The organism is Alcaligenes sp. YSL9 (assembly GCF_030515105.1).
GTDB classification, from domain to species: Bacteria; Pseudomonadota; Gammaproteobacteria; order Burkholderiales; family Burkholderiaceae_B; genus Alcaligenes; species Alcaligenes phenolicus.
The window spans coordinates 984,174-1,007,108 of sequence record NZ_JALXJU010000001.1 but is presented as its reverse complement, the minus strand read 5'-3'; the positions used below and the strand labels follow the sequence as shown (position 1 = coordinate 1,007,108).

Annotated in this window: 25 protein-coding genes; 18 read left to right on the top strand and 7 right to left on the bottom strand. The window is 56.1% G+C overall.

What is annotated here, in order from left to right:
* Positions 1-32 precede the first annotated feature (32 nt).
* From asd to M2Q46_RS04665, 8 genes are all read left to right on the top strand, one after another.
* Entirely contained in the window at positions 33-1,157 is a 1,125-nt protein-coding gene (asd, locus tag M2Q46_RS04700) for an aspartate-semialdehyde dehydrogenase (protein ID WP_026483365.1), read from the top strand.
* Between the two features lie 2 nt (positions 1,158-1,159).
* Positions 1,160-2,566, top strand: a complete 1,407-nt coding sequence (locus tag M2Q46_RS04695; RefSeq protein WP_302356849.1) for a FimV family protein — start codon at positions 1,160-1,162, stop codon at positions 2,564-2,566.
* A 12-nt stretch (positions 2,567-2,578) separates the two neighbouring features.
* Complete coding sequence (gene truA / locus M2Q46_RS04690; RefSeq protein ID WP_009462143.1) at positions 2,579-3,394, top strand: tRNA pseudouridine(38-40) synthase TruA; 816 nt, start codon at positions 2,579-2,581, stop codon at positions 3,392-3,394.
* 184 nt (positions 3,395-3,578) lie between these two features.
* Positions 3,579-4,196, top strand: coding sequence for a TRAP transporter small permease subunit (locus M2Q46_RS04685; RefSeq protein WP_035272797.1), 618 nt, complete (start codon positions 3,579-3,581; stop codon positions 4,194-4,196).
* Positions 4,197-4,198: 2 nt separating this feature from the next.
* Positions 4,199-5,872: a TRAP transporter large permease subunit gene (locus M2Q46_RS04680; protein ID WP_083053440.1), complete on the top strand. Its 1,674-nt coding sequence runs from the start codon at positions 4,199-4,201 to the stop codon at positions 5,870-5,872.
* A gap of 59 nt (positions 5,873-5,931) precedes the next feature.
* Entirely contained in the window at positions 5,932-6,594 is a 663-nt protein-coding gene (locus tag M2Q46_RS04675; protein ID WP_088450152.1) for a phosphoribosylanthranilate isomerase, read from the top strand.
* 97 nt (positions 6,595-6,691) lie between these two features.
* Positions 6,692-7,507: a TlpA disulfide reductase family protein gene (locus M2Q46_RS04670; protein ID WP_302356848.1), complete on the top strand. Its 816-nt coding sequence runs from the start codon at positions 6,692-6,694 to the stop codon at positions 7,505-7,507.
* A gap of 224 nt (positions 7,508-7,731) precedes the next feature.
* Entirely contained in the window at positions 7,732-8,214 is a 483-nt protein-coding gene (locus M2Q46_RS04665) for an urea amidohydrolase (RefSeq protein ID WP_302356847.1), read from the top strand.
* Positions 8,215-8,306: 92 nt separating this feature from the next.
* Here M2Q46_RS04665 and M2Q46_RS04660 read toward each other — a convergent pair whose 3' ends face one another.
* Positions 8,307-9,311 carry a bile acid:sodium symporter family protein gene (locus tag M2Q46_RS04660; RefSeq protein ID WP_060185163.1) on the bottom strand — a complete coding sequence of 335 codons (1,005 nt, stop codon included), beginning with the start codon at positions 9,309-9,311 and terminating at the stop codon, positions 8,307-8,309.
* A gap of 85 nt (positions 9,312-9,396) precedes the next feature.
* Between M2Q46_RS04660 and M2Q46_RS04655 the strand changes: the two genes are divergently transcribed.
* A complete protein-coding gene (locus tag M2Q46_RS04655; protein ID WP_115633768.1) occupies positions 9,397-10,224 on the top strand; it encodes a helix-turn-helix domain-containing protein in 828 nt (275 codons plus the stop codon).
* Here M2Q46_RS04655 and M2Q46_RS04650 read toward each other — a convergent pair.
* Both M2Q46_RS04650 and crcB read right to left on the bottom strand, forming a co-directional pair.
* Positions 10,173-10,925 carry a glutamine amidotransferase gene (locus M2Q46_RS04650; RefSeq protein ID WP_060185162.1) on the bottom strand — a complete coding sequence of 251 codons (753 nt, stop codon included), beginning with the start codon at positions 10,923-10,925 and terminating at the stop codon, positions 10,173-10,175. The two genes, M2Q46_RS04655 and M2Q46_RS04650, sit on opposite strands and share 52 nt — an antisense overlap.
* Positions 10,922-11,308 (bottom strand): fluoride efflux transporter CrcB, encoded by a 387-nt coding sequence (gene crcB / locus M2Q46_RS04645; RefSeq protein ID WP_009462127.1) that lies wholly within the window; start codon positions 11,306-11,308, stop codon positions 10,922-10,924. Before crcB ends, M2Q46_RS04650 begins: the two co-directional genes overlap by 4 nt.
* Before the next feature lie 199 nt (positions 11,309-11,507).
* Between crcB and M2Q46_RS04640 the strand changes: the two genes are divergently transcribed.
* The 3 genes from M2Q46_RS04640 to M2Q46_RS04630 all read left to right on the top strand — a co-directional run bounded on the left by M2Q46_RS04640 (position 11,508) and on the right by M2Q46_RS04630 (position 14,287).
* Positions 11,508-13,160, top strand: a complete 1,653-nt coding sequence (locus tag M2Q46_RS04640; RefSeq protein WP_268379901.1) for an acyl-CoA synthetase — start codon at positions 11,508-11,510, stop codon at positions 13,158-13,160.
* A 74-nt stretch (positions 13,161-13,234) separates the two neighbouring features.
* Positions 13,235-13,720 (top strand): YajQ family cyclic di-GMP-binding protein, encoded by a 486-nt coding sequence (locus tag M2Q46_RS04635; protein WP_009462123.1) that lies wholly within the window; start codon positions 13,235-13,237, stop codon positions 13,718-13,720.
* Between the two features lie 69 nt (positions 13,721-13,789).
* Complete coding sequence (locus M2Q46_RS04630; protein WP_035271822.1) at positions 13,790-14,287, top strand: GNAT family N-acetyltransferase; 498 nt, start codon at positions 13,790-13,792, stop codon at positions 14,285-14,287.
* A 91-nt stretch (positions 14,288-14,378) separates the two neighbouring features.
* Here M2Q46_RS04630 and M2Q46_RS04625 read toward each other — a convergent pair whose 3' ends face one another.
* Positions 14,379-15,140 carry an ABC transporter permease gene (locus tag M2Q46_RS04625; RefSeq protein WP_009462119.1) on the bottom strand — a complete coding sequence of 254 codons (762 nt, stop codon included), beginning with the start codon at positions 15,138-15,140 and terminating at the stop codon, positions 14,379-14,381.
* Positions 15,137-16,081, bottom strand: coding sequence for an ABC transporter ATP-binding protein (locus M2Q46_RS04620; protein ID WP_009462116.1), 945 nt, complete (start codon positions 16,079-16,081; stop codon positions 15,137-15,139). The genes M2Q46_RS04625 and M2Q46_RS04620 overlap by 4 nt, the downstream gene beginning before the upstream one ends.
* A gap of 61 nt (positions 16,082-16,142) precedes the next feature.
* Here M2Q46_RS04620 and tadA point away from each other — a divergent pair, with 61 nt between their 5' ends.
* From tadA to M2Q46_RS04590, 6 genes are all read left to right on the top strand, one after another.
* Complete coding sequence (tadA, locus tag M2Q46_RS04615; RefSeq protein ID WP_083053928.1) at positions 16,143-16,691, top strand: tRNA adenosine(34) deaminase TadA; 549 nt, start codon at positions 16,143-16,145, stop codon at positions 16,689-16,691.
* Between the two features lie 39 nt (positions 16,692-16,730).
* Positions 16,731-17,693: an LD-carboxypeptidase gene (locus M2Q46_RS04610; RefSeq protein WP_060185160.1), complete on the top strand. Its 963-nt coding sequence runs from the start codon at positions 16,731-16,733 to the stop codon at positions 17,691-17,693.
* Positions 17,694-17,756: 63 nt separating this feature from the next.
* Positions 17,757-19,355 (top strand): ABC-F family ATPase, encoded by a 1,599-nt coding sequence (locus M2Q46_RS04605; protein ID WP_203145785.1) that lies wholly within the window; start codon positions 17,757-17,759, stop codon positions 19,353-19,355.
* A gap of 8 nt (positions 19,356-19,363) precedes the next feature.
* Positions 19,364-19,960: a YigZ family protein gene (locus M2Q46_RS04600; RefSeq protein ID WP_302356846.1), complete on the top strand. Its 597-nt coding sequence runs from the start codon at positions 19,364-19,366 to the stop codon at positions 19,958-19,960.
* A gap of 208 nt (positions 19,961-20,168) precedes the next feature.
* Entirely contained in the window at positions 20,169-20,699 is a 531-nt protein-coding gene (locus M2Q46_RS04595; protein WP_302356845.1) for a peroxiredoxin, read from the top strand.
* Between the two features lie 24 nt (positions 20,700-20,723).
* A complete protein-coding gene (locus M2Q46_RS04590) occupies positions 20,724-20,987 on the top strand; it encodes a DUF2024 family protein (protein WP_009462104.1) in 264 nt (87 codons plus the stop codon).
* A 63-nt stretch (positions 20,988-21,050) separates the two neighbouring features.
* On the opposite strand, the gene trxA is transcribed toward M2Q46_RS04590, so the two are convergent.
* Positions 21,051-21,431: a thioredoxin gene (trxA, locus tag M2Q46_RS04585; protein WP_009462103.1), complete on the bottom strand. Its 381-nt coding sequence runs from the start codon at positions 21,429-21,431 to the stop codon at positions 21,051-21,053.
* A 120-nt stretch (positions 21,432-21,551) separates the two neighbouring features.
* On the bottom strand, positions 21,552-22,844 hold the full coding sequence (locus M2Q46_RS04580; protein WP_021446536.1) for an NCS2 family permease: 1,293 nt from the start codon (positions 22,842-22,844) through the stop codon (positions 21,552-21,554).
* Positions 22,845-22,935 lie beyond the last annotated feature (91 nt).

Sequence of the window (22,935 nt, the reverse complement as noted above, 5' to 3'; positions counted from 1 at the left end):
TTTATTTTTTTATATATCCAGGTGGTATTACCATGACTCAAGCGGTAGGTTTGGTCGGCTGGCGTGGGATGGTGGGCTCCGTGCTCATGCAGCGCATGCGCGACGAAGGCGATTTTTCCCTTTTTCAGCCGGTGTTTTTCTCGACTAGCAATGCTGGCGGCGCAGCTCCTTCGTGGGCTGACGGTGCTGGCCCATTGCAGGACGCCCACGATATTGACGCCTTGAAAAAGTTGCCAATTATTGTGACCGCCCAGGGTGGAGATTACACAAGCCAGATCTACCCCAAGCTGCGTGCCGCTGGCTGGAATGGTTTGTGGATCGACGCGGCCAGCACGCTGCGCATGGACGAAAACTCCGTGATCGTGCTGGACCCGATCAACCGTCCTGTTATCGATGCTGCACTGGCCAAAGGTGGCAAGCAGTTCATCGGTGGCAACTGTACGGTTAGCTGCATGCTGATGGGTCTGGGCGGTCTGTTCAACCAGAATCTGGTTGAGTGGATGACCAGCATGACTTACCAGGCTGCTTCCGGTGGTGGCGCACAGCATATGCGCGAACTGCTGACTCAGTTCGGTCTGATCAACCAGTCCGTCTCCAGCCTGCTGGACGATCCCGCATCGGCCATTCTGGATATTGACCGCGGTGTCTTGCAGACACAACGCGACCCCAATCTGCCTCAGAAAAACTTTGGCGTACCCCTGGGCGGTAGCCTGATCCCCTGGATCGACTCCGATCTGGGCAATGGCATGACGCGTGAAGAGTGGAAAGGCGGTGTGGAAACCAACAAAATCCTGGGCCGTGGTGCACAGGACAAGCACATTCCTATCGACGGTCTGTGCGTGCGTATCGGTGCCATGCGCTGCCACAGCCAGGCACTGACCATCAAGCTGACCCGCGATGTTCCGCTGGACGAGATTACCGACATCCTGGCTGAAGGTTCCAAGTGGGCCAAGGTTGTGCCTAACGAGCGTCAAGCCACGGTCGAAGCGCTGACTCCGGTTGCCGTCACCGGCACGCTGGATATCCCTGTGGGCCGTCTGCGCAAGCTGAACATGGGCCCCGAGTACCTGAGCGCCTTCACGGTTGGCGACCAGTTGCTGTGGGGTGCGGCTGAACCGCTGCGCCGCATGTTGCGCATCGCTTTGGGCGAGCTCTAATCATGGCTGGCCGTCTGCATCCTGTACGTACGCTGGGTTCGGCCCTGCTATTGGCCGGGATGCTGGCGGCTGCGCCGGTTTCCGCCCTGGAAATCGGTCATAGTCGTTTTGTGTCGGCTCCTAATCAGGTTTTCAAGCTGGATGTGGGCATTCGACAGATCAGCCCTGAAGAAAGCCTGTCCTTGAAGGTGACGCCCGCCCCCTTGTCCGCCTGGCAACAGGCGGGCTTGACCCCTCCGGTTGATCTGGACTCCTTGAAGGCCGTGATCGAGCGGGATGGGCAGGGGCAAGTACGACGCATTCGGTTGTCCTCCGAGCAGATGTTCTCGGGCTCGGTGGCCGATGTGCTCTTGCAGATTCAAAGTGATAGCGGGCAGTTCCTGCATCAGGTCAGCGTACTGGCTCCGGCCCCGGTGGCCGTGAAGGCAGTGGCTCAGCCACAGGCAGCGTATCGGGCACCGGTATCCGTGCAGGCTTCTGCTTCGAGCTCTGCATCCAGTGTGCAGACCCAAAGTGCGGTACGCGTGAAATCGGGTGACACCTTGCATGCCCTGGCGCGCCGCCATGCGGTGGATGGTATCAGCTCTTATCAGTGGATGATGGCGGTTCAAAAGCAGAACCCGAATGCCTTCATCGACCAGAATATGCATCGCCTGAAGGCGGGCCAAACGCTACAGATTCCTGATGCGGCGGCCATGTTGTCCATTGACGATGCCCAAGCTCGCCGCTTCTATGTTGACCAGGCTCAGGCCTTGCGCTCCGCTGCGCAAGCAGGGCAGGATCAGGCTGATGCTTCCCAAGGAGTGGCACAAACAGGTTCCAGCCAGTCAGGTGCTCAGGCACAAGGCCAGGATCGTTTGCTGTTGTCGGCAGGGGCAGAGGCCCGTGACGCCAAACAGCAATTGCAGCACGAGCTGCGCGAGACCGGCGATCGTGTCTCGCAGCTGGAAGAGAATGTCTCCACCCTGGGCCGTGCCTTGCAGTCTCAAGGCGAGGCCGCTAAAGATCTGATTCTGGATTCAGCGCAGGAGCTGGGTCTGGGTGACTCCGGCAGCGATGCTGCTACTGGTAGTACTTCTTCTGGCGCCTCAGGCGCCGCTTCTTCTGCCGCCGTGGCAGGAGCGATTTCCGTGCCGTCCGAGCCCGAACAGGGCAAGATGGCCGGTGCAGTTAACAAGGCAAAAAAGACCGTGTCCTGGATTCAAGAAAATATGTTGGCCGTGATGGCCGTGGTACTGGCGTTGATTGTGGTCCTGGTGACCTGGGTTTTGCGTCGTGCCAATACTGAAAATCGCCATGGCGATGATTCCCCTGCGCCTGTCAGTGAAGCGATGGTTCGGGAAAAGCTGGAAAAAATTAATCTGGACTTGGATCAGCCGCCTTCGGACGAGCCTCCCGTTCGTCAGTAAGGCAAACCCACCATGAGACGTATTGCATTGGGTGTCTGCTATGAAGGGACGCCCTGGCTGGGTTGGCAAAGTCAGGCCGGTGGCAACACCGTTCAAGATGTTCTGGAGCAGGCACTGGGCCGTTTTACGGCCCAGCCTGTTTCTACGATCTGCGCCGGTCGCACCGACACTGGCGTTCATGCCCTCAATCAAGTGGTTCATCTGGATACGGCTGCCGAGCGCAGCCTGGAGTCGTGGGTACGCGGCTTGAATGCCTTGCTGCCGGACTCTGTATCCGTGCAATGGGCACGCGAAGTGCCGGATGATTTTCATGCCCGCTTCTCGGCCCAAGGCCGTCATTACGTTTATCTGCTGCGCCAGCACCGGGTGCGTTCCCCCTTGTTGCATGGTCGCGTGGCCTGGGTGTTTCGTCCTTTGGACCTGGCTCTGATGCAAGAGGCCGCCCAGCACCTGGTGGGCGAACATGATTTCAGCGCGTTTCGTTCCTCGCAATGCCAGGCGGCCAGTCCGGTGCGCACCATGTCGCAGATTCGGATTGAACAGCAGGGCGACTTTTTCCTGTTCCGTTTCAGCGCCAATGCCTTTTTACATCACATGATCCGCAATCTGATGGGCATGCTGATTTATATCGGCCAAGGCCGTCAGCCGCCTGATTGGGTGCTGCATTTATTGGCACAGCGCGATCGCCGCTTGTCAGCCCCGACTTTCGATGCCAGTGGCCTGTATCTGGCCGGGGTGGATTACCCCAAGCAGTTCGATATTCCCGCCAGCAATCCCTACGATTTGCTCTATGAGTTAAGTGGATTGCGTTTTGGTGAAACGGCCTGAAAAAATCATGATTCAGTCCGTTTCTAAAGGGTTTATCCCCGGTATTCGAACCGGCTTCACATGCTTCAATCGTATAAAATGTGAAGCCATTTTCTTCTCTTACATTCTTATCTGTATAAGGCCGACCACCTTCGAGCATTAGCCACAAGCGAATCCTGAAGGCGACCATATCCTGAGCAAGGCCATGAAATTCTTCTTACGATTGTCTAGTTTGATCGACCGTCTGAATACGGTCGTTGGTAAGTCCGTGACTTGGCTGACCCTGATCGTGGTGTTGGTCAGTGCGATTAACGCCATCGTGCGTAAAGTGTTCGGCGTCAGTTCGAACTACTGGCTTGAATTGCAGTGGTATTTGTTTGGTGCAATTTTCTTGCTGGCAGCCGGTTACACCTTCTTTGTCAACGAGCATGTACGGGTGGATGCTCTGGCGGAACGATTCCCGCCCCGGGTTCAGGTCTGGATCGATGTTATCGGCGTGATCTTTTTCCTTTTGCCCGCCACACTGCTTATTTTCTGGCTCTCGATTCCCTTTTTCCAGCAATCCTATGTGCTGAACGAACTCTCCTCCAATACCGGGGGGATGATACGTTGGCCGGTCAAGCTATTGATTCCCGTTGGCTTCTTTTTGTTAGCCCTGGCCGGTGTATCGCATCTGATCAAATGCATAGGCTTTTTGCGTGGTGCTTGTCCCAACCCCTTGTTAAGAAATGGGGGGCTGAGTGCCGAAGAAGAACTTGCCCAGGAAATCCGCGAGATTGCCCAGGCAAATGAAGCAACAATCTCTGTTTCCAAGGGCCAGTAACAATGGAATTCTTGACTGATAATCTGGCCCCGATCATGTTCATCAACTTGATCGTGTTTTTGCTGTTGGGCTTCCCGGTTACCTTCACGCTATCTGCGATTGGTGTCCTGTACGGTCTGGTCGCCATCGAGCTGGGCATGATGCAGCCGGCCTTGTTCCAGGCCTTGCCGCAACGGGTCTTTGGCATTGTTGAAAACGATACCTTGCTGGCCGTTCCGTTCTTTACTCTGATGGGGCTTATTCTTGAGCGATCAGGAATGGCGGAGGACTTGCTGGAGACCATTGGCCAGTTGTTTGGCCCCCTGCGTGGTGGTCTGGCAATTGCCGTGGTGCTGGTGGGGGCCATGCTGGCCGCCACAACGGGTGTGGTGTCGGCTTCCGTGATTTCCATGGGCCTGATCTCCTTGCCCATCATGCTGCGTTACGGATATGACCGCAGGCTGGCAACGGGGGTGATTGCCGCCTCCGGGACCTTGTCGCAGATCATTCCGCCCTCCATCGTACTGATCATTCTGGCTGACCAACTGGGCCGCTCTATTGGTGATATGTACCGTGGCGCCATGCTCCCCGGTTTGCTGCTGACGGCAGTCTACATCCTCTACATCGTGGTGATGTCCTACATCAAGCCTAAATCGGCCCCGGCCTTGCCGCCCGAAGCGCGTATCTATGTTGAAGATAATGGTAGCCGCGGCCTGACATCCCTGATTGTGCTGACGCTGGTTGCAACCGCGGTGGCGTACTTCGGTTCGCAGCACTACTTTGCCACGCACCCTAATATCCCGATGGACGAGCACGTGGTTGTGGTGCTGCTGTTGTGGGGTATTACGGCCTGGGTGATCGCGCTGATCAACAAGCTGCTCAAGCTGAAAATGCTGTCCAAGATCGCCGAGCGTGTGGTCTTTGTGATGGTGCCCCCGCTGTTCCTGATCTTCCTGGTGCTGGGTACGATCTTTATTGGGGTGGCAACGCCCACAGAGGGTGGGGCGATGGGGGCGGTCGGCGCCATCATCATGGCGGTATCTCGTGGCCGTCTGTCCTGGAAGCTGCTGCGTCAGGCCATGGAATCGACGACTCGTCTGTCCTGCTTCGTGGTCTTCATTCTGGTGGGCTCTACCGTCTTTAGCCTGAGCTTCCGTGGCATCAATGGCGATTTGTGGGTGGAACACCTCTTGATCGACATGCCTGGCGGTGAGTGGGGCTTCCTGATTATCGTCAGTATCCTGACCTTCCTGCTGGCTTTCTTCCTGGACTTTTTTGAGCTGGCCTTTATTATTGTGCCGCTGCTCGGGCCGATTGCCGACAAGATGGGCATTGACCTGATCTGGTTCGGTGTCTTGCTGGCGGTCAATATGCAGACCTCCTTCATGCACCCGCCCTTTGGTTTTGCGCTGTTCTTCCTGCGTTCCGTCGCCCCCAAAGAGGACTACACCGACAAGGTCACGGGCGAGCGCATCAAGCGTGTGGCCACAACGGATATTTACTGGGGATCGGTACCGTTTATTATCATTCAGTTGTTGATGGTGGCAACGGTACTGGTCTTCCCCGGACTGGTTACGCACTATAAGCACGGCGAAGTTCTGCTGGAGGATTCGCAAATCCAGTTTGGTACGGAATCGACTTACGGTTCTGACAGCTACGGATTTGGAACGGATGACGCGGCCAGCAGTTTCCAATAAGCTTATTTCATGATTCACACGGGGGCATCTGGCCCCCGTTTTTTATTCAAGGATGTGTGATGTTCAGCCGTACCCGAGTCAAGATTTGTGGCTTTACCCGAGCGCAGGATATTGATGCTGCCGTGCAGTTGGGCGCGGATGCGGTGGGGTTTGTCTTTTACCCGAAAAGTGCCCGTATGCTGAGTACGGAGCAGGCTGCTGCTCTGCGCGCCCGTGTGCCGGCGTTTGTGCAGGCAGTCAGCCTGTTTGTGAATGCGTCCGAGAGCTTTGTTCGGGAAATTCTGGAACAGGTGCAACCGGACTTGCTGCAATTTCACGGTGAAGAAAGCCCGGAAGAATGCCGTCGCTACGCGCATCCGTATATCAAGGCTTTCCGAGTCGGTGCGCCTGGTCTGGATACGGTGGATGGCCTGCTGGAACAGTGCTTGAAGTATCAGGATGCCCGAGCCTGGCTGATGGATGGTTATCACGATGCCTATGGCGGCACCGGTACGGCTTTTGATCCGGAGCTGATTCAGGGGCTGCAGGCGCGTCTGGACGGCCAGGACGGACTGCCGCCGCTGGTTCTTGCCGGAGGCATGCGTATTGACAATGTGGCCGAACGAGTCGCCTTGCATCGTCCCTATGCGATTGATGTCAGCAGTGGAGTCGAGCTGGAACCCGGCATCAAATGCAAAACGAAAATGGGCCAATTCATGCAGGTTTTGAGTAGCGCCTCCTGATTGAGGGAATCTTTTAGCAGCGACGCTGTCTGTACTTATTGCCCCGACCCGCTTATGGCGGGTCGATTTTTATTTGGTCTTGTCAGGATTTATGTTTATGCAAAGCATACAGCTCGGTCCCTTTACCTTTGCCACGTCTCTATTTGCTTTTATGGTCGCGGCATTGCTGGGGCTGTTTCTGGCCGCCTGGCTGGATAGACGCAAGCAGACCCGAGCTGAATCGGTGCTGTGGCGCGCGATGATTCTGGGTGTGCTGGTCGGTCGTTTGGGTTTTCTGATCCAGCAATGGCCGTTTTATCAAAGCGAACCCTTGAGCTGGCTGAATTTGCGCGACGGCGGTCTGATGATCCCGGCAGCCGTGACGGCAGGCTGGTTCTATGTGCTGTGGCGCGTGCTGCGTGACAAGGCCGTTTTGCCTGCTGTATCGGGAGGGTTGGCCGTTGGTGTGGCGGCATTTTCGCTAATCATGGTCGCGACAGGGCGAGGGGGAGTGGAAACCGCCATGCCATTGCCCGAGATAGACTTGATCCCTATGCAGCTTGATGTCAGTGCTTCGGAAAATCTGGATTTGTATAAAGGCAAGGTCACGGTCGTTAACTTGTGGGCCAGTTGGTGTCCTCCATGCCGCCGCGAAATGCCTGCCTTCAAGCAAGTGCAATCCACCCGTTCCGATGTGAATATCGTGTTTGCGAACCAGGGCGAGGAACTGGCCGAGATCCAGAAGTACCTGATGGACGAGAATCTGGAGCTGGATAATATGTGGCGCGACCCGCAAATGCAGCTGGGCCAGGCCGTGCGCAGCCGTGGCTTGCCTACAACCTTGTTTTTGGACGAGCAGGGACGTTTGGTGGATGTCCGAGCCGGGGAGTTGTCTGCTGCAACCTTGAACGACAAGATCAATAAGCTGAAATAGAAATATTTTTCTGAGATTGATTCCGGTTTTTATTTTTGTTTTTTAACTGGTTTATTTATTTTAATAAACAAGTTTTATTCAAATAATATAAAGATACTAATTAGGCTGTCGCCTTATTTTCGATTGGTTAATTCAATCGATAATCAAGCCTGGTTTCAGGTTTTTAACAGAATCCGACTGCTACTATAGGCCCTTGTTTTTTATCTGTTTACAAGGGTTTAGCCATGAATTTGACAGAGAAAGGAACGAAGACGGCGAAGCTTTCGGCGTCCGATAGAATTATCTATGCAGATAATCACCTGATCCATGGGCCAGATGATATTACGGCTTATATGAAAGGGGTGTGTTATGACGCCGCTGCTTATATGCGTTATTTATATAATGCGAAAATCAGTTTTGATCAGCTGACTTCCATTTCGGCGCAGAACTGGCTGCCGGTATTCAAGTTTGCTGAAGGCAGAATGTGGGATGGTCGGAATTCCTTGCCTGGCGGCAAGGCCATTGGCTTTTGTCGAGTCAAGGGCATGGAGTTCTTCCATGCTGCCGTCGCGGTTGGAGGGACCGAAATTCGGGCGATCAATGGCGGTTTGCTGGGAGCAGGCTGGCTACATCCGGTCGATTTGTGCAAGGTGCTCACTCAAAAGAATCCCGATGGTTCCTTCAAGTACGACGGCACCGATATCTTTGTCTACATTTCGAATCTATAAATAAAGAAACCGGCATCAAGCCGGTTTCTTTTTGTGCCGCTGTCTCCAAAGCAAGCTCCACGTGTCGGGGGGCTGCTGACGATGGAGTGCTATCAGGCCTTTTGCAAGCTGATCGCTTCCTCAGGAGTCTCAGGCCGTTGCGCATACTTATTCGCAATGAATGCACAAGCCATCAACTGGATCTGGTGGAAGATCATGATGGGCAGCAGGGCCGGGCCAATGGCGGCGCCAGTAAACAGCACTTGGGCCATAGGTACGCCAGTGGCCAGACTTTTCTTGGAGCCACCGAAGACAATCGTGATTTCGTCTTCTTTATTGAAGCCCAGCTTGCGGGCCAGCCAGGTGGTCAGGAACAGGATGATGGCCAGCAAGACCAGGCAGACTACGGCCAGGATAGCCAGGGACTTGGGCGGTACGGCTTGCCACAGGCCACCAATCACCGAGGCGCTGAAAGCGGTGTAGACCACCAGCAAGATGGAGGACTGGTCCACGCTGCGCAGCCATTTACGGTTGCGATCCATCCATTTGCCAATCAGGGGGCGCATCAAGTGGCCGACCACAAAAGGCAACAACAATTGCAGACTGATCTTCTTGATGGCGTCCAGGGTCGAAGTGGCCGAACCACCGTCGGCATCAAGCAGCAACTTCAACAAGACGGGGGTGAGCACAATACCGATCAGGCTGGAGGCCGAGGCGCTGCAAATCGCGGCAGGCACGTTACCGCGAGCAATCGAGGTAAAGGCAATGGCCGATTGCACGGTGCCGGGCAGGGCGCACATGTACAGAATGCCCACAAACAAGGGCATGCCCAGCAATGGCAGCAAGATGGGCTTGGACAGCAGGCCTAGCAGGGGGAACATGACAAAGGTGCAGCCAAAGACCAGCAGGTGCAAACGCCAGTGGGTGGCCCCAGCAATGATGGCTTCGCGGGATAGCTTGGCCCCGTGCATGAAAAACAGCAGGGCAATCGCCAGACCAGTGATCACGTCAAAGAACACCGCACCTTGGCCGTAGGCGGGAAAGAAACTTGCCAGTGCCACTACGCCGATCAGGATCAGGGTGAAGTTGTCAAAAAGCAGTCGCAGTTGAGAGAACATGGGTTTGTTAGAGGCTTGAAAGGCTTGCGTTATGAAAGGCCTCACTTTACCGTAGACCTTTTTGGGGGTTTATCGCTAAACGGATATGGATTATCGACAAACGGACATTCTGATGCCTGCGGAGCGAATTCCGGAGAGTTTGCAGCAGTTGCGCTATCTACCCAGGCCTTTATATGGTCAGGAGCGTACCTTGCCCAATCAGGCCATTGCCCGCCCACATCGGCATCCCTGGGTGCAGTTTTCCTATGCGCTGACGGGGGTGATCGAAGTGCGTACTGCCAGCGGGCGCTTCATGGCGCCGCCTCAGCAGGCGGTATGGGTGCCTGCGGGTGTGGAACATGGGGTGCGTAGCTCGCCTGATGCGCAGATTCGTAGTCTTTATATTGATGTCAGCGCCTTGCCAGAGGCCCCTACGGTGTGTCGAGTGGTCGTGGTAGACCGCTTGCTGCGCGAGCTGATACGCGAGTTCAGCCTTTTGCCTGTGCTGTACGAGCGCGAGGGGGCGCAGGGGCGTCTGGTGCAGGTCCTGCTGGATCGTTTGCTGGCGGCGCCTGAAAGTGGCCTGATTCTGCCTTGGCCTTCGGACCCGCGTCTTTTGCAGGTCTGCGAGCAATTGCAGGCCCAGCCTTCGGGCGATTGGAGTTTGCAGGACTTGGCAGAGCAACAGGGTTTGTCAGAAAAAACCCTGAGCCGTCTGTTTCGTCAGCAGACCGGGCTGACGTTCCGGGTCTGGCGTCAGCGACTGCGCGTCATGAGTGCCTTGCCTTTGCTGGAGCGGCACGAGCGTGTCACTGATGTCGCGTTAGCTTGTGGCTATGAAAGCATGTCGGCCTTTGTGGCAGCTTTTCGGGATTTGATGGGTCAAACGCCCGGCGAGTTTTTCCGTCGGCCATTAGGGCCGCTGGACGAGTAAGCCTGTACAAAATTGCACAGCAGACGATGGGCGTCGGGCGTGTCCTGAATAGGGTCTGCCAGTGTTTGGGGATCTATGCCTTGGGCTCGCCAGGATTCGGCCTTGCGCAGCACGCAGTAACGTAGCAGGCCGGCAAAAAATTCAGGGTGAAACTGAATCGACCACTGCGCGGGGCCATAACGCAGTATTTGATGCGGATCATGCGCAGAGCTGCCCAGTATTTCCACATGCTCGGGCAAGCTCAATACGCTTTGTTGGTGCGTCAGCAGGGCAGGAAATTGCATGGGCAGATTGGCCAGCAGTTCATGCTCGTGGGCCTGCTCGGACAAGTGAATGGGCAGGTAGCCGACCTCGGCCCCCTTGGGGTGGTAATCCACGCGCCCGCCCAAGGCGTGGGCCATTAATTGATGGCCATAGCAAATACCCAGCAAAGGCATGTGTGTCTGATAGCGTTCCCGAATCCAGGCGGCCAGGTTTTCGCTCCAGTCCAGCTTGTCGGTGACCATGCTCCAGGAACCGCTGATCACCACCGGGTCGGGGCAGTCCGGCGCAGGCAGGGCATCATCCTGATGGACTCGCCAGGTGTGGACATTGACATCCAGGGGCTGCAAAGCGCGTTTGAACCAGGCATTCTGGTTGCCAAAACGTTGCTCGACATCAGGAGGAGGGGAGCCGGCCTGAAGAAAATGGACGTCTATCATGCTTGCCCCCGAAACAAGCTCCACGTGGCCATGCCCAGACCCAGCATGAGCAGGGAACCGGCAACGTGGATGGCAATGCCGCCCATGGCCCACAGATAACGCTGCTGCATCATCAAGGTCATGATCTCGGCGGAAAAGGTGGAAAAAGTGGTCAGGCCACCCAGAAAGCCCGTCATGACGAACATGCGCCAGCCTTCGTGACCCAGGCCCAAGCCGCTGAAATAGGCCATTGCGATACCCATCAAATAGCCGCCAATCAAGTTAGCCAGCAAAGTACCGGGGGGCAGGGTGGGGAACAGGGCATTCAAAGCCTGACTCAAGAACCAACGCGCCAATGCGCCCAGGGCACCACCGGCGGCAATATACAGCATGGCTACGGGCATGAAGGGCCTTCAGGTAGGGGGCAAACTGTCAGCGAGCAGTCAGCCGGTCGCGATATATACCTAGAATAGCGTGTCATTATGCGCCTCTATGACTGAAAAGGCGACCTTGCCCAAAGGCGCGTAGCCAGCTAATGTAAGAGCGCAATTATCAGACGGACCGCCGTGAATTTCGGTTAGCCCGCCCTTTTTTGGAGACTTTGTGGTGAGTATTTACGATCAGGATTTGCCCCAGACAGACGCCAATTATCGTGTTTTGTCGCCGCTGGATTTCATCGAGCGCAGTGCTTTTGTCTACCCTGACTACCCGGCTCTGGTTTACGGGCCCGCCCAAAACGGCATCAAGATGAGCTGGTCTCAGCTGTATGCCCGTACTCGTCAGCTGGGCAGTGCGCTGTCCAAGGCTGGGGTTGGCAAAGGCGATACCGTGGCCGTGATGTTGCCCAATACTCCGCCCATGGTTCAGGCACACTTTGGTGTGCCCATGTGTGGTGCCGTACTGAATACCTTGAATACCCGTCTGGATGCCAGCACCATCGCTTATATGCTGGATCACGGCGAAGCGCGTGCGGTGCTGGTGGACAGCGAATTTGCCGCCGTCATGAAAGAAGCCTTGAGCCTGCGCGAAAGCAAAGAGCCCATTCTGGTCATCGACGTCGTGGACAATTATTTTGACACTGGCGCAGAACGTATCGGCTCGCAAACCTACGAAGAGTTCGTGGACGAAGGCGACCCGGATTACGACTGGCAATTGCCCGCCAACGAGTGGGATGCGATTGCCCTGAACTACACCAGCGGTACCACCGGCAAGCCCAAAGGCGTGGTCTACCATCACCGTGGCGCGTATCTGGGGGCCTTGTCCAACGTCTTGGAATGGGACATGCCCAAGCATGCGGTCTATCTGTGGACCCTGCCCATGTTCCATTGCAATGGTTGGACTTTCCCCTGGGTGATTGCAGCCCGTGCTGGTGTGAACGTCTGTTTGCGCAAGGTGGAAGCCCAGGCCATGGTCGACAATATGGTCGATTACGGCGTCACCCACTACTGTGGTGCACCGATTGTGCACTCCCTGCTGGTCAACTCCGACGAAGCGCTGAAGTCCCGCCTGCCCAAGGGCGTGTCGGCCATGGTGGCAGGCGCTGCACCTCCGGCCACCATGATTGAAGGGATGGAGCGCATGGGCTTTGCGCTGACCCACGTTTATGGCCTGACCGAAACCTATGGTCCCGCTTCGGTCTGTGCGCAGCATGCTCCCTGGAGCGAGCTGGATATCCAGGAACGTGCGCAGCGCAATGCCCGTCAAGGTGTGCGTTATCACCTGCAAGGGGGCGTACAGGTTTTGAATCCGCAAACCATGGAGCCCGTTCCTGCCGATGGCGAGACTATGGGCGAGATCATGTTCCGCGGCAATATCACCATGAAGGGGTATTTGAAGAACGCGCAGGCCACCCAGGAATCCCTGGGCGGTGGCTGGTTCCATACCGGCGACCTGGCCGTGTGCGAGCCGGACGGCTACGTACGTATCAAGGATCGCAGCAAGGACATCATCATTTCCGGGGGCGAGAACATTTCTTCCATTGAGATTGAAGACGTCATGTATCGCCATCCAGCCGTGCAGGCGGCGGCCGTTGTAGCCCAGCCGGACGAGCGTTGGGGTGAAGCGCCTCACGTTTATGTGGAGCTGCGCCCCGGTGCGGAAGTGACGGTGGAAGAACTGCGCGCGCATTGCCGTCAGTACTTGGCTGGCTTTAAAATACCGCGACATTTCAGTTTTATGGAGTTGCCCAAAACGGCAACAGGTAAAATACAGAAATTCGCGCTGCGTCAGCAGGCCAAGCAAGCCGCTTCGGACTAAGACCAGCGTTTTCTAAAAAGCACACAGGTCGCTTCATGCGGCCTGTCTGCACTTAAGGAACAGGACGGTTAGGAATGCCATCTTTTGACGTTGTATCCGAGGTCAACACCCACGAACTGCGTAATGCAGTGGAACAAGCCAGCCGCGAACTGGCTACCCGTTTTGACTTCAAAGGTACGGATGCCAAATTTGAACTCGAAGACGAGAACACCATTTTGCAATCGGCTCCCAGCGTGTTTCAGCTCGAGCAAATGATGCAGATTCTGCGTGGCCGTATTGCTGCCCGCGGTATTGATGTGCGCTGCCTGGAGACCGAGAAGGTTCTGGAAAACGTGGCCGGCGCGCGTCAGAAAGTGAAAGTGCGTCAGGGTCTGGACCAGCCTACGTCCAAGAAACTGATCGCTGCCATCAAGAACGCCAAGCTGAAAGTGGAGACGCAGATTCAAGGTGAAAAACTGCGTGTAACCGGCAAGAAACGGGACGACTTGCAGGCTGCCATCGCTCTGTTGAAACAGACCGATGTGGAATTGCCTTTGCAGTACGATAATTTCCGCGACTAAACCGAGTGAAACGGCACGGTGGTGACGTGATGCCGCCGTGTATCAGCTATGAATGTACGAATTGAATTAATGCGTGTGCACGATCTGAGCCAGGTGCTGGAAGTCCAGGCGGATGTGTACGACGCGGATATTCTGGAAGACCGCAGCTTCTATCAGAACCGTCTGGATCTGGCTCCGGATAGCTGCTGGGTGGCACGTGATACCGACAATCAACTGCAGGGTTATTTGGTGTCCTACCCTTGGGCGGGCCTTTTGCCGCCGTCCCTGGGCGATGCGTTGAATAGCCTGCCTTCGCCCGCAGACCAATGGTTTATTCACGACTGCGCCGTGATGCGTCGCGCGCAAGGCCGTGGGGTGGCCGGAGCTTTGTTGCAAGCCGGTCGCCGCTATGCCTGGCAGCGTGGCTTGCGTCGTTGCAGTCTGGTGTCTTTGGGACCGGCCGTGGGCTATTGGCAGCGTCTGGGCTACAAGCCGATTGAAGGGGTGCCTGCACCCGTGCTGGAAGCAAAGCTGCGTCAGTATGGAGAGCAAGCCAGTTTTATGGATTGCGCTGTGCATCCCGATTGAACTGTTCTGAGGAGACGTTCAGTATCTAGCGGCTGCGTGCCCTGTTCGAGTTCTCAAAAAAAGGCCGGGAAATATTCCCGGCCTTTTTTATTTACGGGCGCAATCGATAGCCCGTTTTGAAAATCCAGCCCGCCACGGCAAGAAACACACTTAAAAACAGCAGTGTCATGCCCAGGCTCAGCCACACATTCACATCGGCCAGATCAAAGAAACTCCAGCGAAAGCCGCTGATCAGGTACAGCACCGGGTTCAGCAAGGTCAGTTTTTGCCAGAACTCGGGCAGCATGTCGATGGAATAGAAGGTGCCGCCCAAAAAGGTCAGTGGCGTCAGAATCAGCATGGGCACGAATTGCAGCTTTTCAAAGTTGTCGGCCCAGATACCGATAATGAAACCCAATAGACTGAAGGTCAGGGCGGTTAAGGCCAGAAAGCACAGCATCCAGATAGGGTGGGCAATTTCGTAAGGCACAAATAGCCGCGCCGTGATCAGGATGATAGCCGCCAGAAACAGTGACTTGGTGGCTGCTGCGCCCACAAAAGCCAAGGTCACCTCGAAGTGTGAAATGGGGGCAGAAAGAATCTCGTAGATATTGCGCGTAAAGCGCGGAAAGTAAATTCCGAAGGCGGCGTTGGAGACGCTATGGGTCAACACCGACAACATGGTCAGCCCAGGCACGATAAACGCGCCATAGGGCACGCCGCCGATTTCATTGATGCGATGGCCAATGGCAGCGCCAAACACCACAAAATACAAGGCGGTGGAAATCACGGGGGCTACGATGCTTTGCAGCAGGGTGCGTCGGGTGCGTGACATTTCGTAGCGATAAATGGCCAGGATGGCGTACCAGTTCATGACTGTGCCCCTACAAACTCAACGTAAATATCTTCCAGACTGCGCTCGCGGGTATGGATGTCGGTAATGGTCAGCCCCGCTTGCCCAACTGCCGCCAGCAAATTGCTCAGGTCATGACCTTGTTCGCGGTTGGTCAAGGGGTAGAGCAGGCTCATGCCGTCGGCAGTGCTTTGCAGTCCCAGCGTTTCCAGCGCAGCGGGCAGGGCGCTGATCGGCTCGGCCAGATTCAGGCTCAGGGTTTTACCGCCCAGGCGGCGCATCAGATTGTCTTTGGTTTCCACCAGCTGCAGTGAACCTTTATTGATGAAGCCGATGCGGTCGGCCATCTCCTGGGCTTCTTCGATGTAGTGGGTGGTCAGAATAATGGTGACCCCCTGGCTGCGCAGCCGTTTCACCAAGGCCCACATGCCTTGGCGCAAGGCCACGTCCACACCGGCGGTGGGTTCATCCAGAAACAGGATTTCCGGTTCATGGGAAAGCGCCTTGGCGATCAGGACGCGGCGTTTCATGCCGCCCGAGAGCGTAATCAAGGGACTGTCTTTCTTGTCCCATAGCGACAAGTCCTTCAGAATCTGCTCGATCAGGGCCGGATTGGGGGCTTTGCCAAACAGGCCACGGCTGAAGCTGACAGTATTCCAGACTGTCTCGAAGGAATCGGCGCTTAGCTCTTGCGGCACCAGGCCAATTTTCTGGCGGGCGCGCTTGTAGTCGGCGACATTGTCTGCGCCATCTACCAGAACGGTGCCGCTGCTGCGATTGACCAGCCCGCAGATAATACTGATCAAGGTGGTTTTGCCTGCGCCGTTGGAGCCGAGCAGGGCAAAAATCTCGCCCCGCCAAATATCCAGGTCCAAAGCGTGCAGGGCTTGATGCCCGTTTGCGTATTGTTTGCTCAGGCCTCGAACACGCAAAATAGCGTGAGAATCAGGAGTGTTCTGCATAGACAGTAAAATGACCCTTTTGCTGTGCCGACAGGGTTTGAATAACGCAATGGATTTGACGATGCCAACTAGCTTACCACCGCCAACAGAGAGTGACGTTTTGAGTGATGCTCAGGCTATGGCTTTAGCCTTGGAGCAGGCTCAACAGGCGGCCAGCATCGGTGAGGTGCCCGTAGGTGCCGTACTATTGGATGCGGACGGCAGGCTGCTGTCTGTGGGCTCCAATCGCACGGTTTGTGATCACGATCCCACCCAGCATGCCGAGATCGTGGCCTTGCGCGCCGCGACGCGTAAAGTTGGCAATTACCGTTTGCCCGGAGCCAGTCTGTTTGTGACTCTTGAGCCTTGCATGATGTGCTTGGGGGCCTTGTTGCATGCGCGTCTGTCGCGGGTGGTGTGGGCCGCAGCCGATCCGAAGACCGGAGTGTGTGGCAGTGTGGAGTCCTTGCATTTGCATCCCACTCTGAATCACCACACCCGTGTCTCGGGTGGTTTGATGTCCGAAGAGGCGGCCCAGGCCTTGCGGGATTTTTTCCGCGAACGACGCGAACAGAAGAAGTTGCAAAAGCAGGCTCAAACAGTCCAATCGCCGCTGGATGGCGCCCAGTAGTCTCGCTAAAATGTCAGCACTTTATTTTCAAGGTTAATCATGAGCAGCCCCGAGCACGACCATCATCACCATCACCACGAACATGGCCAGTGCCATTGTGGGCAGCAGGACAGTTCGGGCATTTACCTGTTTTCGCCCTCTGGCCAGATCCTTGAACCCAAACGCCTGGAGCTGGCAAGCCAGCGCCTGAACCAACTGGGCTTTGCCGTGGACATAGACGCGGATGCCCTGGCGGTGGATGAACGCTTTGCCGGCACGGACGCTCAGCGTCTGGCTGCGGTACAGCGTTCCTTGCAACAGCCTCAGCCCATTGTGATGGCGACACGCGGTGGCTACGGTTTAAGCCGCATTCTGGGCCAGATCGACTGGCGCGCGGTAGCCGACAGTGGCAAGCGTTTTGTCGGCATGTCGGATTTCACGGCCTTCAATCTGGCCTTGCTGGCGCAAACTGGTGCCATCAGCTACACCGGCCCCACCGCCATTGCGGACTTTGGTGGCGATGAAACCGATGAATTGACGACCGAACTGTTTGGCGAATTGATGCGTGGCGAGCTGGAGCTGTTCAGCTTTGAGTCCGAGGGTTCGGATGCCGTCGATGGTCACGGTGTTCTGTGGGGCGGCAATCTGGCCCTGGTTTGCTCCTTGCTGGGCACGCCGTACTTCCCCAATATCAACGGCGGTATCCTGTTCCTGGAAGACGTGGGTGAAGCACCGTACCGAGTCGAGCGCATGTTGACGCAGCTCTGGCATGCCGGCGTGCTCAATCGTCAGATGGCGGTGGTATTGGGCCGTTTTACGGCTTACAAGACAGGCGCTTCGGATAACGGCTTTGATATGGATTCGGTGGTGCGCTGGTTGCGTGAAACCGTCAAAGTCCCGGTCGTAACGGGCCTGCCTTATGGCCATGTGGACGTCAAGGTCAGCCTGCCTATTGGCAAGGAAGTGGGCCTGGCTACCGAGGACGGCATGGCTTATCTGGTTCTGGATGAGCACGAACACTAACGGATTTCGCGCCTGCTTGATACACTACTGGGTTGAACTCAACCTTTTTCAAAGTACGTTTACGTGATCTCCACCGCTAATTTAACGATCCAGTTTGGTGCCAAGCCTTTATTTGAAAACGTCAGTGTCAAACTGGGCGGAGGCAACCGCTATGGCCTGATTGGTGCCAACGGGTCGGGCAAGTCTACCTTCATGAAAATCATTGGCGGCGACCTGGAGCCAAGCGGGGGTAATGTATCGCTGGATCCGGGCGTGCGCCTGGGCAAGCTGCGTCAGGACCAGTTTGCCTACGAAGACAAACGTGTGCTGGACGTGGTGCTGATGGGCCACACAGAGATGTGGAGCACCATGCAAGAGCGTGATGCCATCTACGACAATCCAGAGGCCACCGAAGAAGACTATATGAAGGCCGCCGAACTGGAGGCCCGTTTTGCCGAGTACGACGGTTATACCGCCGAGAGCCGTGCCGGTGAATTGCTGATGGGTCTGGAAATTCCGGTCGAACAGCATCAGTTGCCCATGAGCGAAATTGCTCCGGGCTGGAAACTGCGTGTGCTGCTGGCACAGGCCCTGTTCTCCAACCCCGATGTTCTGCTGCTGGACGAGCCGACCAACAACCTGGATATCAACACGATTCGCTGGCTGGAAGATGTGCTCAACAGCTACCAGAGCACCATGATCATCATCAGTCACGATCGTCACTTCCTGAATCAGGTCTGCACTCACATGGCTGACCTGGATTACGGCGAGCTGCGTGTCTACCCCGGCAACTACGACGATTACATGCTGGCGTCGGTGCAGTCGCGCGAACGTGTGCTGGCGGCCAACTCCAAGGCCAAAGAGCGTATTGGCGAGCTGCAGGACTTTGTGCGCCGTTTTGCCGCCAACAAGTCCAAGTCCCGCCAGGCTACCTCGCGACTGAAACAGATTGGTCGCTTGAAGGCAGAGACCATCGAAGTGAAGCCTTCTTCGCGTCAGAACCCGTTTATTCGTTTTGAACAGAAAAAAGTTCTGCACCGCCTGGCCGTGACGGTCGAGGGCTTGAGCAAGTCCTACGATCATCCCATCATCAAGAACTTCTCGGCCATGATTGAAGCGGGCGAGAAAATTGCGATTGTGGGTGCGAACGGTGTGGGTAAGACGACTTTGCTGCGTTTGCTGGCCGGTGATCTGACTCCTGACAGCGGCTCGGTGGTCTGGTCCGAGAACGCTGATATCGGCTATATGGCTCAGGACGTCTCGGACGAGTTCGATACCGAAGACAATGTGTTTGACTGGATCAGCCAGTTCCGTCAGGCCGGCGACGACGATCAGTCTTTGCGCTCGGTGCTGGGCCGCATGTTGTTCTCGGCCGATGACATCATCAAGCCCGTGAAAGTGCTGTCGGGTGGCGAGAAAAACCGCATGACTTTCTCGCGTCTGATGCTGGGTCGTCACAACGTCATGCTCCTGGACGAACCGACCAACCACCTGGATATGGAATCGATCGAGTCCTTGCAGATGGCCATGGAAAAGTTTGAAGGCACTCTGATCTTCGTGTCCCATGACCGCGAGTTCGTCTCCGGCGTGGCAACCCGCATTATCGAAGTGATGCCAGAAGGCCGTCTGGTGGATTACCGCGGTGGCTACGAAGATTACCTGGCCAGCCGCGAGCAGGACTGAGGCTAGGGGTGGCGGTCTTTACCCTGCGTGAGCCCACCAGCTTCGAGCAGGACATCAAAAAAAGCCGCTTTCTGGCACTGGCTGCGCCTGTAGACAGTGCCAGCCAGGCTTTGGCTTTTTTCCAGACCAAGGGTGTGCCCGATGCCACGCATAATTGCTGGGCCTACAAGATCGGGTCGGAATACCGCTTTAACGATGATGGCGAACCCGGCGGCACGGCCGGGCGTCCCATTTTGCAAGCCATAGAAGGCCAGGATTGCGACCGTGTTGCGGTACTGGTGATACGTTGGTTTGGGGGCGTCAAGCTGGGTACGGGTGGCCTGGTGCGCGCCTATGGCGGCGTGGCCGCTCAATGTTTGCGTCTTGCTGACAAGCAGGAGCTGATTCCCATGGCAGCTTTGCGCTGCCGTTGCTCCTTTGCCGATCTGGCTTTGGTTCAATCCCGTTTCGACAGCTTTGGCGTTCAGGTTCAGGACGAGCAATTCGATGCTGAAGGTGTGCAGTGGCTGTTGAATCTGCCGCTCGAGCATAAAGCTGATTTTCAACAGTCCTTTATCAATATGACGCGTGGCCAGGGGGAATGTGAACCCCTGGAGCAAGCCTAAGTCACCCTCGGTTCTGCCCAAGGTCTGCAATGGACCTCTGGTCGCCATCTTCCTTGATGGAGTTTTCTGGACGAAAAGGTATCTTTTCCAGACGATTATCCCTCTGCACCGTCCAGGCAGTGGCCATACTAAATACCTCTGATTCCTTCTAAGTCTGTATCCAGCCTGCGGGTATGATCGGGTTTAGTCAGCATTGTGAGTGTAAGCCATGTCCTACGAGATCCATGCCAGCCAGTGGCTCAATACGACCGCTCCATTAAGCTTGGCGTCCTTGCGTGGCCGCGTGGTGGTGGTCACGGCCTTTCAGATGCTTTGCCCTGGTTGTGTCATCAACAGCCTGCCGCAAGCCAAGAAACTGGATACGCTGTTCTCGCGCGATGATCTGCGCATCATAGGCCTGCATAGCGTGTTCGAGCATCACGACGTGATGGGCCCTGCAGCTTTGCAGGCGTTTGCCCATGAGTACCGCTTGAATTTCCCCATCGCCATTGATCAGCCTTCAGACAGCGGCCCCTTGCCGCGCACCATGAAGGAGTGGGGCCTGGGCGGGACACCATCTACCATTATTTTTGACCGTGATGGCAATCTGGCTCTGAAGGAATTGGGCCATCTGGACGATCTGCGTCTGGGTGCGTTTGTCGGCCAGCTGATTGCTCGCCGCCCGGCGCAAGCAGACAAGAAAGAGGGGGTGGCGGACAAGCAGGATTCTTCCTCTTGCGGGCCGATCTGTACCTACTAGGTTTTTTGCTGAAAAGGGTTTGTCATGAAGATTGCGGTGTTTGATACCTACGTTGTGCGTCCTGACGGGCGTCGTATGCACTTTGATATCTTGGTCAGCGACGATGCCAAGGATATGGACAAGGTCTTGAGTTATGGTCAGCGCTATCTGGCGGCCAAAGGGGTGAATGTGGAAAACTTCACCTCGCGCGAGTGCCGCTTCTGCCATACGGAAATGGCTTCTGCGCCGGTCGAAAATGAAATCAAACGCAGTGGCTTCGCGATTATCGAGTTGGAAAACTGCGACTAAATCGCATTCATGCAAAAAAAACGCCAGACAAATCGTCTGGCGTTTTTTCTGGGGCCGGGCAAATCAGGCCTGGTCAGGCTGCTGGTTTTGCTGGGCAGCAATTTCAGCATGGACTTTTTCCATGTCCACAGCCTGGACCTGTTCGATCAGATCGTCCAGCTGGGCAGCGGAAAGGGCACCGGCTTGCGAGAACAGCAAGACGTTTTCACGGAAAACCATCAGGGTAGGGATGGAGCGAATACGCAGGCCAGCGGCCAGTTCCTGCTCTTCTTCCGTGTTCACCTTGCCAAACGTCACGCCGGGGTGCTTGGCCGCTGCTGCGTCAAAGACAGGGGCGAATTGGCGACATGGACCGCACCAAGGAGCCCAGAAGTCGATGATCAGGGGTTTGCCGTCTTCTACTGCAGCCTGGAATGTTTCTTCGTTCAGTTCGACGATGCTCATGGGGGAGCCTCCGCAATAAAAAAGCGGCTGATGGTGTTCAGCCGCTTCGTTAAACATGCAATCAGTGTACTCGTTTTCCAGGCAGCCCTAAAGCGCCAAACGAGTTTGCTAAAGGGTTTTTCATTCCGTAGCGATTGCGTACTTGATCACAAACAAGATGGCGACAATCAGTGTGGCCAGGTGGATACTGCGCCAGCGGCCGGTTGTCAGCTTCAGGATCACGTAGCTGATAAAACCAAAGGCCAGACCGTTGGCAATCGAGTAGGTGAAGGGCATGGTGAAGGCAGCCAGGGCAGCAGGCACAGCCTCGGTCATGTCGTCCCATTTCACTTCAGTGATTTCGCGCATCATCAAGCACGCCACATACAGCAAGGCGGGGGCGGTGGCGTAACCGGGAACGGTCGCGGCCAGTGGCGAGAAAAACAGGGCTAGCAGGAACAGGACACCAATGGTCAGCGCTGTCAGACCGGTACGGCCACCGGCTTGCACACCCGAGGCGCTTTCCACATAGGCAGTGGTGCTGCTGGTACCCAACATGGAACCGGCCACAATGGCGGTGCTGTCAGCCAGAAGGGCGCGGCCCAGGCGATTGGGCTTGCCTTCTTCAATCAGGCGAGCGCGCTTGGCAACCCCGATCATGGTGCCCGTGGCATCAAACACCTCAACCAGTACCAGAACCAGAATCACGTGCACAAAGCCGGTGTGCAGGGCACCCATGATGTCCAGTTGCATGAAGGTAGGCATCAGTGAGGGGGGAGTGGAGACCACACCACCAAATTCGCTGTGACCGGTCAGCATGGACAGAATGGTCACGGCCAGAATGCCGATCAGGATTGCACCGCGCACCTTCAGCGCGTCCAGGGCGGCAATAATAAAGAAACCCAGAATTGCGTACAGGGCTGCGGGCTGGGTCAGGTCACCCAGACCAATCTTGGTGGCAGGGTGGGCCACCACAATACCCGAGTTCATCAGGGCGATCAGGCCCAGGAACATGCCGATACCGGCGGCAATGGCGCTTTGCAGGGATTTGGGAATGCCCCGAATCAGCCAGGACCGGATGCCAGTCACCGTCAGAATCAGGAAGATGACGCCGGAAATAAAGACCGCGCCCAGTGCCTGTTGCCAGGTATAGCCCAGGGTGGCGACCACGGTGAAGGCAAAAAAGGCGTTCAGGCCCATGCCCGGTGCCATGCCGATAGGCCAGTTGGCCACAAAGGCCATGATGAACGTGCCCAGAGCAGCAGCCAGGCAGGTGGCTACAAAAATGGCATTGCGATCCATCCCTGTGGACGACAGGATGTCTGGATTCACAAAAATAATGTAGGACATGGTCAGGAAGGTAGTGATACCTGCCAGGACCTCGGTACGGACGTTGGTGCCATGCTCAGTGAGTTTGAAGAGACGTTCAAACATGGGCAGCCTCCTTGTGATTATTAGGCGATTGGAGCGTGAAATTATCGATGCGGGATTTTAACCACGAGTGTGCCACTGCGTCGCCCCCCTT